Origin of the sequence: Loktanella sp. DJP18, assembly GCF_049310965.1 — a bacterium.
Classification (GTDB): Bacteria; Pseudomonadota; Alphaproteobacteria; order Rhodobacterales; family Rhodobacteraceae; genus Loktanella.
The window spans coordinates 1-13,061 of sequence record NZ_JBMERN010000104.1; the positions used below are offsets into that span (position 1 = coordinate 1).

General features: G+C 63.1%; 12 protein-coding genes. 3 read left to right on the forward strand and 9 right to left on the reverse strand.

Going from position 1 to position 13,061, the window contains the following annotated elements; genetic code table 11:
• The first annotated feature begins 434 nt into the window (after positions 1-434).
• On the forward strand, positions 435-626 hold the full coding sequence (locus ACOI1H_RS19650) for a M48 family metallopeptidase (RefSeq protein WP_422439537.1): 192 nt from the start codon (positions 435-437) through the stop codon (positions 624-626).
• A 98-nt stretch (positions 627-724) separates the two neighbouring features.
• On the opposite strand, the gene gyrB is transcribed toward ACOI1H_RS19650, so the two are convergent.
• The 9 genes from gyrB to mutM all read right to left on the reverse strand — a co-directional run bounded on the left by gyrB (position 725) and on the right by mutM (position 10,704).
• The gene (gyrB, locus tag ACOI1H_RS19655; RefSeq protein WP_422439526.1) at positions 725-3,142 is read right to left on the reverse strand and encodes a DNA topoisomerase (ATP-hydrolyzing) subunit B; all 2,418 of its coding nucleotides are present in this window, start codon (positions 3,140-3,142) and stop codon (positions 725-727) included.
• Between the two features lie 78 nt (positions 3,143-3,220).
• The gene (locus ACOI1H_RS19660) at positions 3,221-3,841 is read right to left on the reverse strand and encodes a LysE family translocator (RefSeq protein WP_422439527.1); all 621 of its coding nucleotides are present in this window, start codon (positions 3,839-3,841) and stop codon (positions 3,221-3,223) included.
• Positions 3,838-4,260, reverse strand: coding sequence for a VOC family protein (locus tag ACOI1H_RS19665; RefSeq protein ID WP_422439528.1), 423 nt, complete (start codon positions 4,258-4,260; stop codon positions 3,838-3,840). Before ACOI1H_RS19665 ends, ACOI1H_RS19660 begins: the two co-directional genes overlap by 4 nt.
• The gene (gene recF, locus ACOI1H_RS19670) at positions 4,257-5,366 is read right to left on the reverse strand and encodes a DNA replication/repair protein RecF (protein ID WP_422439529.1); all 1,110 of its coding nucleotides are present in this window, start codon (positions 5,364-5,366) and stop codon (positions 4,257-4,259) included. Before recF ends, ACOI1H_RS19665 begins: the two co-directional genes overlap by 4 nt.
• Positions 5,367-5,435: 69 nt before the next feature.
• A complete protein-coding gene (gene dnaN / locus ACOI1H_RS19675; RefSeq protein WP_422439530.1) occupies positions 5,436-6,554 on the reverse strand; it encodes a DNA polymerase III subunit beta in 1,119 nt (372 codons plus the stop codon).
• A gap of 101 nt (positions 6,555-6,655) precedes the next feature.
• Positions 6,656-8,020 carry a chromosomal replication initiator protein DnaA gene (gene dnaA, locus ACOI1H_RS19680; protein ID WP_422439531.1) on the reverse strand — a complete coding sequence of 455 codons (1,365 nt, stop codon included), beginning with the start codon at positions 8,018-8,020 and terminating at the stop codon, positions 6,656-6,658.
• Positions 8,021-8,603: 583 nt separating this feature from the next.
• Positions 8,604-8,867, reverse strand: a complete 264-nt coding sequence (gene rpsT / locus ACOI1H_RS19685; RefSeq protein WP_422439532.1) for a 30S ribosomal protein S20 — start codon at positions 8,865-8,867, stop codon at positions 8,604-8,606.
• Positions 8,868-9,014: 147 nt separating this feature from the next.
• Complete coding sequence (locus ACOI1H_RS19690) at positions 9,015-9,791, reverse strand: enoyl-CoA hydratase (protein ID WP_422439533.1); 777 nt, start codon at positions 9,789-9,791, stop codon at positions 9,015-9,017.
• A 61-nt stretch (positions 9,792-9,852) separates the two neighbouring features.
• Positions 9,853-10,704: a bifunctional DNA-formamidopyrimidine glycosylase/DNA-(apurinic or apyrimidinic site) lyase gene (mutM, locus tag ACOI1H_RS19695; RefSeq protein ID WP_422439534.1), complete on the reverse strand. Its 852-nt coding sequence runs from the start codon at positions 10,702-10,704 to the stop codon at positions 9,853-9,855.
• An 82-nt stretch (positions 10,705-10,786) separates the two neighbouring features.
• On the opposite strand from mutM, the gene ubiE reads away from it, so the two are divergent.
• Positions 10,787-11,536 carry a bifunctional demethylmenaquinone methyltransferase/2-methoxy-6-polyprenyl-1,4-benzoquinol methylase UbiE gene (ubiE, locus tag ACOI1H_RS19700; RefSeq protein ID WP_422439535.1) on the forward strand — a complete coding sequence of 250 codons (750 nt, stop codon included), beginning with the start codon at positions 10,787-10,789 and terminating at the stop codon, positions 11,534-11,536.
• Positions 11,537-13,061: 2-polyprenylphenol 6-hydroxylase (gene ubiB / locus ACOI1H_RS19705; protein WP_422439536.1), on the forward strand; the 1,525-nt coding region annotated here is incomplete at its 3' end.

Consider the following 13,061-nt stretch of genomic DNA (forward strand, 5'->3'; position numbering starts at 1 on the left):
CGGTGACAACCAGAAATTTGGCGTTCAGAGGCGTCGGAGGTAGGAAACTGGCAGTCAGATCCGGATGCCGAGCGACTGGCTAAGTGGGTTAGGACGCGCTGATGTGTTGTAGCCCGTCGCATCCGTGTTATCGTCGCGTCATGATCTATGACTAGGCCCCCTTCAAAACAGCCTTCAACCGCAGCCGCGGCCGAGTCGATCAGTCTGTTGACCTCGATGGCGCAGATGTCGTTTTGCCGCCGGGCCGGCAGATGCTGGTCTCGCCTGAGCTCATAACGGCTGACGATCTCGATGAGCTTCTGGCGGTTCGGCCGCAAATGGTGTGGCATGAACGAGATTGCTGGTGCCTAAGTCAATGGGCGACCGGCGACGATGCAGAGGCGCTAATCAGGGACGACTGGCCAGTTTTCGACGACTGGAACTGAGGGAGGCAGATTCGGCTCAACTCATCGCTTGGAAAGAAGCCAGAGGCCATGATCGACTACGTAATCTTTTACGAGCTCGCCCACTTGATTTCAGGTCGGCACGATCAGAGGTTCAATGCCGTCCTCGATCGGGAAATGCTTCAATGGCGCAATGCACGCAAAGAGCTGAATGCCCTGCCTCTGGAAGCATGGATCGACTAAATTGGGTCGCGCTCAAGTCACTTCAAACGCGCAATCCTTTGGGCGAAATGCGCAAAATTATGGGGATCGCGCACGATTATGCGCGATCCTACACCCTGCTAGAAGTCCAGGTTTTCGACGTTCAGCGCGTTGTCCTGGATGAAGATCCGGCGGGGCTCCACGACGTCGCCCATCAGTTTGGTAAACAGGTCATCCGCCTCGGCCAGGTCATCGACCTTGACCTGCAACAGCGTCCGGGCGTCGGGGTCGAGTGTGGTTTCCCATAGCTGCTCGGGGTTCATCTCTCCCAGTCCCTTGTAGCGTTGCAGAGACAGGCCGCGTTCGCCTTCTTCCAGGATGGCTGCAAGCAAGTCGAGCGGGCCGTGGATCAGCTGGTTCCGGTCGCGGCGCACCAGCGTCGCGGGCAGGTCGTAGACGTCCTGCAGCGCCTGCGTGAAGGTGCCGGTCTTGCGCGCCTCGCCGGACCGCAGCAGGCCGCCGTCCAGGGTGCGGACCTCTTCGACCCCGCGCAGGATCCGGGCAAGACGGATGCCGTGATCCTGCGTGATGCGACCCTGCCAGCCGCGTTCCCATTCCAGCGCGATCAGGTTCAGGCGCTTTGCCACCTTGTCGGCAACGCCTTGCAGGTCAGCGCTGACGGCACCCGGTGCAAAGGCACCTGCGATGGCTGCCTGTTCCAGGATATGGCGCGGGTAATGGGTCGGAAAGGCGTCCAGCACACGGCGCAACTGGCGCGCATCCTCGACCACGCGGCGCAGATCGGACCCGTTGATTTCTTCGCCATTGCCCTGTCGCAGCATGGCACCTTCGATGCCCTGTTCGATCAGGTATTCGTCCATCGCGGCCTGATCCTTGAGGTAGACCTCGGACTTGCCGCGCGCGACCTTGTAAAGCGGCGGCTGCGCGATGTAGAGATAGCCGCCCTCGATCAGCTCCGGCATCTGGCGAAAGAAGAAGGTCAGCAACAGCGTGCGGATATGGGCACCGTCCACGTCGGCGTCGGTCATGATGATGACCTTGTGGTAACGCAGCTTCTTGATATTGAATTCGTCACGCCCGATGCCGGTGCCCAGCGCCATGACGAGGTTGCCGATTTCCTGACTGCCCAGCATCCGATCAAAACGCGCGCGTTCCACGTTCAGGATCTTGCCCTTCAGCGGCAGGATCGCCTGCGTGCCCCGGTCCCGGCCCGTCTGTGCCGATCCGCCGGCTGAATCGCCCTCGACCAGAAAGACTTCGGTCTTCGATGGGTCCTTCTCGGAACAATCCTTGAGCTTTCCGGCCAGAAAGTTCACGTCCATCGCCGTCTTGCGACGGGTCAGGTCGCGGGCCTTGCGGGCAGCTTCGCGGGCAAGGGCGGCCTCCACGATCTTGCCGACGACGACCTTGGCGATGCTCGGGTTTTCCTCGAACCATTCCGACAGCTTTTCGCCCACAAGGTTCTCGACCGCCGGTCGCACTTCAGAGCTGACAAGCTTGTCCTTGGTCTGGCTGGAAAATTTCGGATCAGGTACCTTGACCGACAGCACGCAGGTCAGCCCTTCGCGCGCGTCGTCTCCGGTGAAGGAGACCTTTTCCTTCTTGGCGATGCCGCTGGATTGCGCGTAATTGTTGATCGTCCGCGTCAGAGCCGCACGGAACCCGGCCATATGCGTGCCGCCGTCGCGCTGCGGGATGTTATTGGTAAAGGGCAGCACCATCTCGTTGTAGCTGTCGTTCCACCACATCGCGACCTCGATGCCGATGTCGTCGCGCTCGCCGCGCACATAGATCGGTTCCGGCAGGATCGATGATTTGGACCGGTCGAGGTATTTCACGAATTCCTTCACGCCGCCTTCGTAGAACAGCTCTGTCCGCAGGGCTTCGGCGGGGCGTTCGTCCTCCAGGATGATGCGCACGCCGGAGTTCAGGAACGCAAGTTCACGCAGCCGCTTTTCCAGCGTGTGGAAATCGAACTCCCGGTTCGAGAATGTGGAGAGGCTCGCGAGGAACCGCACTTCCGTACCCTTGCGGCCATTCGCGTCACCCACGACGCGCAGCGGTTCGGACGTGAAGCCACCTTCGAAGCGGGCATAGTGTTCCTTGCCGTTGCGCCAGATGCGCAATTCCAGATAGTCGGACAGCGCGTTCACGACCGACACGCCGACGCCATGCAAACCGCCAGAGACCTTGTAGGAATTGCTGTCGAATTTGCCGCCCGCGTGAAGCTGGGTCATGATGACCTCGGCGGCGGACACGCCTTCTTCCTTGTGCATGTCCACCGGAATGCCGCGTCCATTGTCGCCGACGGACACGGACCCATCGGCGTGAATCTTCACGTTGACATGGTCCGCATGGCCGGCCAGCGCCTCGTCGATGCCGTTGTCCACGACTTCATAGACCATGTGGTGCAAGCCCGAGCCGTCGTCGGTGTCACCGATATACATGCCGGGCCGCTTGCGCACCGCATCCAACCCCTTAAGAACCTTAATGGAATCAGCGCCGTAGGCGGCGTTTTCGGCGGCATCGTCGGACATGCGGGAATTTCCTGTCTATTACTCGGAAAATATAGTCTTTTCAGCCCCCGCTGTCACGCCCGAACCCCATATTTTGTGTCAGACGAAGGGGATTGCGCAGCCCACCGCAATCAGCAGACCACCAGCGATCCGGTTGATGCGGCGGACGGCGGTCGGGGATGTCAGCAGCGCCCGGGCACGGCCGAAGAACCAGGCAAGGATCAGGTTGCCGGTCAGCGGCACGAACAGGGAAGCAAAACAGATCGCGGCGATATCGGGTCCCGTCAGCCGCGTGAGGTCGAAGAGGCCGGGCAGCACGCCCATGTAGAACAGGATCGCCTTCGGATTGCCCAGGATCACGGCAACCCCCGCCAGGAACCCTGCCCACATCCCCGGTCGCGTCAGTCGGCTGTCGGACCCGATCGTCCGGCTGGCGTGACGCACGATCAGCGCCCCCATCACGATGAAGGTGACGCTGGCCACAATCCGCAGGACATGCATGAAATCGGCGTAGACCGACACGATCCAGGTCACACCCAGAATCGCCAGCAAGGGCCACAGCACGTCACCGACGACGACACCAACCGCCAGCGGCCAGGCGGCACTGAAGCCACCCGACAAGGTCCGCGCAATGAGGGCAACCCAGACCGGACCCGGCGTCAGGAACAGCGCGAACAGCGCCGCCGTATAAAGCGCCATGTCGGCTGCTGTGATCGTCATGGCAGGGTCAGGCTGCCGTCCGCGTCCAGGGGCCAGAACGGGTTATGCGCGACTTCCCAGACATGACCATCCGGGTCGGCATAGTAGCCTGAATAGCCGCCCCAGAAAACGGCCTCCGGTGCCTTCAGCGCCGTGGCACCCGCGGACAGGGCCAAGGCATAGGCCGCATCGACCGCAGCCGTATCGGTAAAATTCTGCGCCAGTGTCATGGCCCCTGTGCCAAGGGTCGCACCGGCCCGTCCCTGATCCTTTGCCAGATCATCCGCCCCGAACAGCGCAAGGACGAGGCCGTTCATCTGGTAGAAGACAACGCCCTCCTGCGCCTGTGTCGCTGTCCAGCCCAGCGCCGCATAGAAGCTGCGGGATGTGTCGAGGTTGGCTACACCCAAGGTGATGAGGGTCACGCGCTGCGGAGTCACGGCAAGTTCCTTTCGCTCACAACCGACGCGCCCTGCACGTCGTTCACTTCAAGATACTGTCCGCGCGTACCCAGCCCCTCGAACAACTGCACTTCCGTGCCCGTCATCCAGGCCTGCGCACCGAGCGCGCAGATCTCGTCATAAAGCGCCGCGCGACGGGCGCTGTCCAGATGCGCCGCGACCTCGTCCAACAGCAGGACGGGCGGTTGGCCAGTCTCGGCCATCAGCGCGCGTGCATTGGCAAGGATGAGCGAGATCAGCAGCGCCTTCTGTTCACCGGTCGAACAATCCCGCGCGGCGACATTCTTGTCGGCAAAGACCGCATCCAGTTCGCTGCGATGCGGGCCCACCAGCGTGCGTCCAGCGGCCAGATCGCGGGCGCGACCGGCGGCAAGCGCTTCGCGCAGCGGACCTGCCCCCTGCACGTCATCGCCACCTTCGACCAGCGAAAGCGTCGCGGTCGGAAAGGCGGTCGCCGCATCCTGCTGTGCTGCCAGCAGTGCGGCGATGGTCAGAGCGCGGTTCGCCTGAATCTCGGCCCCCGCCTCGGCCATCCGCCCCTCAAGTGCGCCATACCAATGGGCATCGCGGACCATGTCCTTCAGCAGTCGGTTGCGTTCCCGCATCGCCTTGTCGTAGCGCAGCGTCGCTTCAGCGTGCGACGGCACGAAGCTGAGCGTCGCGCGGTCGAGAAACCGCCGCCGCCCCTCTGCCCCTTCGATCCAGAGCCGGTCCATCGCGGGCACTAGCCACAGCACGCGCAGCACGTCGGCAAGTGCTGTCTGCGTGGTCGTCTTGCCGTCAAGCTGCACAGTCCGCGCCTGCCCTGCTTCGGCCCCCGTGACAATCTCGTGGTTCTGCCGCTTGGCGGTCACATCGGCAAAGACGCGCCAGCCCAGCGCCTCGGGCCGCCGGACGAGGTCATCGGCCCCGGCCCGCCGCAGCCCGCGGCCCGGCGACAGCAAGGAAATTGCCTCCAGCAGATTGGTCTTTCCGGCACCGTTGGGGCCATAGATCGCGACGGGCCGCGCGTCCGCCACGACCTCCGCCCGCTGATGCGACCGAAAATGCGACAGTTGCAACCGGGTGACCCGCAAGCCGTTCATCGCGGGTCCACCCTTCTTCTGGTCAAAAATATCTCCGCCGGAGGCTCGGTTTTGTCAGAAACCGAAATCTTACACCCGCATCGGCATGACGACATAGACGGCGGACATGTCGCTGCCTTCGCGCATCAGCGTCGGATCACCGGACCCGTTGAACATGAAGACCGCATTATCGCGGTCGACCTGATTGGCGATCTCCAGCAGGTATTTCGCGTTGAAGCCGATCTCCAGCCGCTCGTCGCTGTAGGCGACGGCCAGCTCTTCCTCGGCCGCGCCCGAATCGGGGGCGTTCACCGACAGGATCAGGCGATCGTCCTCCAGCTGCAACTTGACCGCGCGGCTGCGTTCGCTGCTGACGGTCGCAACGCGGTCCACGGCGCGGGCGAATTCCGCGGCATCGACTTCCAGCCGGCGCGTGTTGTTCTGCGGGATGACGCGCGTATAATCGGGGAACGTGCCGTCGATGACCTTCGACGTCAGCGTGATGTCGGGCGTGGCGAAACGGACCTTCGTTTCCGACACGCTGACCGCCACTTGCAAGTCGTCGTCGTCCAGCAACTTGCGCAATTCGCCCACGGTCTTGCGCGGCACGATGACGCCGGCCATGCCCTCGGCCCCTTCGGGCAGTTCCGCGTCGATCCGCGCCAGCCGGTGGCCGTCGGTCGCGACGCACCGCAGGACCTTGCCGCTGTCGCCGTCAGAGACATGCATGTAGACGCCGTTCAGGTAATACCGCGTCTCTTCCGTCGAGATCGCGAATTTTGCCTTGTCGAACAGGCGGCGCAGCACCGGGGCGGGTGCGCTGAAGTTCGTCGTGTAATCCGAGGTCGCCATGACCGGGAAATCTTCGCGCGGCAGCGTGGCGAGGCTGAAATTCGACCGACCGGCCTGGATCGTCAGACGTCCCGACGCACCATCCTCGCTCAGGGTGACCAGCGACCCGTCGGGCAGCTTGCGCACGATTTCGTTCAGGGTGACGGCGGCGACGGTCGTCGCCCCGGCGCGGTCCACCTTGGCGGGCGCGCGGTCCACGACCTCGATATCGAGGTCGGTCGCACGGAACTGAACGGTATCGCCCTCGGCCTCGATCAGCACGTTCGCCAAAATCGGGATCGTGTTGCGGCGTTCCACGACCGATTGTGCCTGTGCCACGGCCTTGAGCAGGCTCGCCCGTTCGATGGAAAATTTCATAGGTCTCGCTCCGCCGTTGCACCCGTGGTCCGGGACCGCGAAGCTACCGCTTTTTGCGCAGGTCTCAAGATGTTTCAGGCGATTTTACGCCGGGTGTGGGCTTACTGTTCCAGTGCCCGGCGCAGGATTTCCAGATCGTCGGCGATCTGCGCATCTGTCTGCCGCAGCTCCTCGATCCGCTTGACGCCATGCATGACCGTCGTGTGGTCCCGCTTGCCAAAGCGGCGGCCAATATCGGGCAGCGACCGGCTGGTCAGCGTCTTGGACAGATACATCGCCATCTGCCGGGGCCGAGCAAAGTTGCGCACCCGCTTTGGACCGACCATGTCGGACAAGCGGATGTTGTAATATTCCGAGACCTTGCGCTGGATTTCCTCGACACTGACCTTGCGATCATTCTGCCGCAGGATGTCGGACAGGCAGTCCTGCGCCTGCTCCAAGTCGATGTCACGCCCCACGAGGCTCGCGTGCGCGAAAAGACGGACGAGTGCGCCTTCCAGCACACGGACGTTGCTGGTGATCCTGTGAGCGAGGTATTCAAGGACACCGGGCGCAATCTTCAGCCCCGGATAGATGTCCTGCTGACGCTCCACCTTGGACTGCAAGACGCCAAGCCGCAGCTCGAAGTCCGTCGGATGCAGGTCCACGACAAGACCGCATTGCAGACGCGACCGCATCCGGTCTTCCATCTCCTTGATCTCGCCCGGTGCGCGGTCACCCGAGATGATGACCTGCTTGCGGGCATCCACGAGCGCGTTGAAGGTGTGAAAGAATTCCTCTTGGGTGGACTCCTTGCCGCCCATGAACTGCACGTCGTCGACCATCAGGATGTCGACGGACCGCAGGGCATGCTTGAATTCCATCATCTTGCGTTCGCGTAGCGACGTGATGAAGCGATACATGAAGCGTTCGGCCGACATGTAGAGCACGCGCAGCTCCGGCTGGCGGCGGGCGAGTTCATTGGCGATGGCATGCATCAGGTGGGTCTTGCCCAGGCCGACGCCGGAATAGAGGAACAGCGGGTTGAAGGTCACGGGGCCGCCTTCCGCAACGCGACGGGCGGCGGCATGGGCCAACTCGTTCGGCTTGCCGACGACAAAATTGTCGAAGGTCAGGTTGGGATCGATCGGCAGTCCCAGCGGATCGCTGTCGGTGCCGAAATCCGAGGTGGCGACCTTGGCGGCAGTGGCTGCGACAGGCAGCGGCGTCGTGACATCACGCTTTGCCGCATTCACGTCGAAGGTCAGCCGTTCGACGGCGCGCCCGGCCCGGTTGAAGGCATACAGGATCTGATCCGAGAAATGCTGATCCACATAATTGCCGATGAATGTTGTCGGAACCATGAACCGGGCGACCCGGTCCTCGATCCCGGAAAAGGACAAGGAGGCGATCCAGCTCTGGAATTTCGCCTTGCTCATGTCTTTCTGGAGTTCCGTCAGTACATGCCCCCACACGTCGTCGCTCATCTTGACCCGATCCGTTTCCAAATGCCTGCCCGACAGGCCGGCAGGCCTGCCACGTTCACATCAGCCGGGCACAGGAACAGAGCCCACCGCAGCAGCGGGCAACATCCTGTCGCAAGGGTCGCGTTCTTGCGCAGCGCGCCCAATGACGGGCACCTGCGCAAAAACGCGGAACCAGAGGGGTCACGGCGCAGCCTGTCAGGGACCGTAAACCGGCCCCTGCAATCGGTCACGCCGACCGATGTCACCACGTGCGTGACACGGTGCTACAGTCTGGCAGCGTAGATCGCGGCGTCTGATCCGGCGGCGAAACCCTTGACCATCTACGGTCCGGTTCGCATTCAGCCTGCGCCGCGGTCCCATGTCCCCCCCGGAACGATGTGAATCGCATGGATAACGTAGCAAGGCGTTCGGGGTGCCCACAACCCGAACAACGCGCTTGACTCATATCCGGGAGGCAAGAATCTCTGACCGCTTTGAAACGTCACAAAACTTTCTTCATGGCCCGTCAGACGAAAAAAAACGCACCCCGAAAGGTGCGTTTGGAACCCATGCAATTCGGCAACAGCGTGCCGGATTTTGCCGATCAAGCCAGAGATTTGACGCGGCTGGACAGGCGCGACATCTTGCGTGCGGCGGTATTCTTGTGGACGACGCCCTTGGTCACGCCGCGCATCAATTCAGGCTGAGCAGCCTTCAGGGCTGCGGCTGCGGCAGTCTGGTCGCCAGTGGCGATGGCCTCTTCGACGGCACGCAGGAAGGTGCGGATGCGCGAGCGGCGCATCTTGTTGACGGCAAAGCGGGCTTCGTTCTGCTTTGCACGTTTCTTGGACTGGGGAGTGTTTGCCATGGTCTGGGCCTTCTTGTGTGTGGTCGTTACAAAATTGTTCGCAGCGCCCGAAAGGCTCACCGGGTTCATTACCGGAATGATCTGCCAAAGCGGGCATCACGCGCATGTCGCAGGGCGGGTAAACCGGCCCCGCGCAAAAGGCAAGCGCTACTTGTCGCGAAACTGCGCTTCGCGCTTTTCCTGAAAGGCCGCCATGCCTTCCTTTTGGTCCTGGGTGGCGAACAGGCCGTAGAAGGTGCGCCGTTCGTAGTTCAACCCCTCGGCCAGCGTCGTCTCGAACGCGCGATTGACCGTGTCCTTGGCCGCCATCGCGGCCAGCATGGATTTGGCGGCGATCTTCTGAGCGGCGCCCTGCGCCTCTTCCATCAGCTTCTTGGTCGGCACGACGCGGCTGACAAGGCCGGAGGACAGCGCCTCTTCGGCATCCATGAATCGCCCGGTCAGGTTCATGTCCATCGCCTTGGACTTTCCGACGTATCGCGCCAGCCGCTGTGTGCCGCCCATGCCCGCGATGACGCCGAGGTTGATCTCTGGCTGGCCGAACTTCGCGGTGTCGGACGCGATGATGAAGTCGCACATCATGGCCAGCTCGCACCCGCCGCCCAGCGCATAGCCCGACACGGCTGCGATGACCGGCTTGCGGATCGCCTCGATCCGGCGGGCTTGGCCTTGAAAGTAGGCCTGCGTCGCCATGTCGACATAGGACTTGTCTGCCATCTCGGTGATGTCGGCACCGGCGGCAAACGCCTTCTCCGATCCCGTCACGATGATGCAACGCACCTTGTCCGAGGCGTCAGCCTCCTCAAGCGCGGTGCAGAGTTCGTTCAGCAGCATCTGGTTGAGCGCGTTCAGCGCATCAGGGCGGTTCAGCCGGATCGTCGTGACGTCGTCTGCGGTCTCGACGATGATGGTTTTGTAGGCCATGCGGCCCTCCGTTTTACTGGTCAGGTCTTATGTGATGCGCAAAAGCGTCGCAACGATCAAGCTATCTTTGGCAGTGAGGGCAAAAGAAGGAAGACCGTCCCGACTGCACGATCCGCGTGATGCAACCATTGCAGCCCGAGGTGCCGCAGGCTTCGCCTTCACGACCGTAGACGGCAAAGCCGTGCTGGAAATAGCCCAGCTCTCCGTCCGCCTGCCGATAGTCGCGCAGGGACGACCCACCCGCGGCGATGGCTTCTTCCAGCACCTTGCGGATCAGCGGAACCAGCTCGGCGATGCGTTTGGCGGCAATGCGCCCGGCCTTGCGTGCAGGATGAAGACCGGCGCGGTGCAGCACCTCGCAGACGTAGATGTTGCCAAGACCTGCGACGATACGTTGATCCAGCAGCGCGGACTTGATGGGCGTATTGCGCCCCGCCAGCCGCGCAATCAGGTAGTCCTCGTTGAAATCGTTGGCAAAGGGCTCCGGCCCCAGATCGCGCATCAGCCAGTGGGCAGCTGCGTCCGACGTGGCCATCAGGTCCATCGCCCCGAACCGTCGCGCGTCGTTGAAGGTGATCCGCACGCCCTGCCCCATGTGCAGCACGACGTGGTCGTGCTTGGCCGGTGCGGGGTGGTCGTGGTGAAACGCGCCCAGCATCGCGCCGGACATCAGCATCCGCCCGGACATGCCAAGGTGGATCAGCAGGGTCTCGTCCGTGTCCAGATCGGCGAGAATGTATTTCGAACGCCGCCGCAGCCGGTCGACCCGCGCGCCGGTCAGACGGTCCGCCATCCGGTCGGGAAAGGGCCAGCGCAGGTCCGGTCGGTTGACCTCGGCCCGCGTGATCCGTTGCCCTTCCATCACGGGGGCCAGCCCGCGACGCACTGTCTCGACCTCTGGCAATTCGGGCATCGGGTGTTCCTTAGGCGCAGGCGACGTTGTAGGACCAACGCGGCACCCTACATCTGGGGCGACAACGACAGGACCGCAAGCCATGACCGACAGCGACAAGACCACCCACTTCGGCTTTGAAACCGTTCGGGAAGAGGACAAGGCGGGCCGGGTCCGGGGCGTGTTTTCCTCTGTCGCCAGCAAGTACGACATCATGAACGACGTGATGTCCGGCGGCGTCCATCGGTTGTGGAAGGACGCGATGATGGACTGGCTCGCGCCGCGCGCCGGGCAAAAGCTGCTGGATGTGGCAGGCGGGACCGGCGACATCGCGTTCCGTTTCCTGAAACGGGCGGGATCGGGCCACGCGACCGTGCTGGATCTGACGGAACCGATGCTGGTCGAGGGCCGCAAGCGGGCCGAAGCGGAACGCATGCACGAACAGTTGGACTGGGTCGTCGGCGATGCGATGGCGCTGCCGTTTCCTGACAATACCTTTGACGTCTACACGATCAGTTTCGGCATCCGGAACGTCACCCGCCCGCAGGACGCGCTGAGCGAAGCCTACCGCGTGCTGCGCCCCGGCGGCCGGTTGATGGTGCTGGAGTTCAGCCAGCTGCCCAACCCCCTGATGCAAAAGGCTTATGATGCCTATTCATTCAACGTGATTCCGCGTATGGGGCAGATGATCGCGGGCGACCGCGACAGCTACCAATACCTCGTCGAATCGATCCGCAATTTCCCGGATCAGGAGACATTTCTGGGCATGATCCGCGCGGCAGGCTTCGACAATGCCAAGTATCGCAACCTGACATTGGGTGTCGCGGCACTGCATTCCGGCTGGAAGCTCTAGGTGCGCGGACCCCACAACATCATCCGCCTGATCCGCACGGGTGCCACGTTGGAACGCACCGGCGCGATGGCCGTCATCATGGACGCGGTCGAGGCGCCGCCGCTGCTGCGCGGTGTCCTGCGCGCCGTCGTCTGGCCGTTTCGCTGGCTGGGCTACGAGGGCGATCCCGCCGTGCCACCTGCACCGCGGGCGCTGACGGCGCTGGGTCCGGCCTACATCAAATTCGGGCAGGTCCTGTCAACGCGGCCCGACGTCGTGGGCGACGACATGGCCGTGCAACTCCGCGTCCTGCAAGATAAATTACCGCCATTTTCCATCGCGGAGGCAAAGGTCGAAGTGCAGCGCGAACTGGGCGTGCCCGTCGATGCCCTGTTCTCGAGCTTTTCGGAACCCGTGGCCGCCGCATCATTGGCCCAGGTCCACAAGGCGCATCTTGCCGACACCGGAGAGGCGGTCGCCGTCAAGATCCTGCGTCCCGGCATCGAACGCGCCTTTCGCCGCGACATCGACGCCTTCTACTTCGCGGCCCGCGTGATCGAGGTGCTGTCGCCGTCATCGCGCCGCCTGCGCCCGATGGAGGTCATCGCCCACTTCGAAGGCGTGGTGATGGGCGAACTGGACCTGCGACTGGAAAGCGCCGCAGCGGCCGAATTCAAGGCGAACACCGAAAAGGACGAGAAATTCCACGTCCCATCGATCCGGTGGCACCTGTCGGGGCGGCGCGTGATGACGCTGGACTGGGTCGAAGGCATCGGCGCGGGTGACAATGCGGAGCTGGACGCGGCCGGAATTGACCGCCCCGCACTGGCCGCGCGCATCCTGCAACTGTTCCTGAACCACGCTTTGCGCGACGGCTATTTTCATGGGGATATGCATCAGGGCAATCTGAAGGTTGCCGCCGACGGGACCGTCATCGCCTACGATTTCGGCATCATGGGCCGGATCGACGAATATACCCGTCGCGTCTATGCCGAAATCCTCTTCGGCTTCATCCGGCGCGACTATCAGCGTGTCGCGGAAGTGCATTTCGAGGCGGGCTATGTCCCGGCCCACATGAACGTCGACGATTTCGCCCGCGCCCTGCGCGCCGTCGGAGAGCCGATCTTCGGCATGGACGCCAGCCGAATCTCGATGGCGCGGCTGCTGGCCTACCTTTTCGAGGTGACCGAACGCTTCGGGATGGAAACCCGCACCGAACTGATCCTGCTGCAACGCACTATGGTCGTCGTGGAAGGCGTCGCGCGGTCGCTTGATCCACACATGAACATTTGGCACGTCGCCCAGCCAATCGTGACAGATTACGTCAGCAAGAGCATCGGACCGCGCGCCCTGTTGAACGATCTGCGCCGCACGGCGCTTGTCCTCGCCCGGTTCGGCCCGCAGTTGCCGCGCCTGGCCGAAGCGGCACTGATCCGCCTCAACAATCCACCGCCGCCGCCCCGACCGCAGCGCCGCCGCGCGCGGCTGGCCTGGGCCGCCCTGGGAGGCGGGGTCGTCGGCTTGGCTTGGGTCATCACCGCGCTTG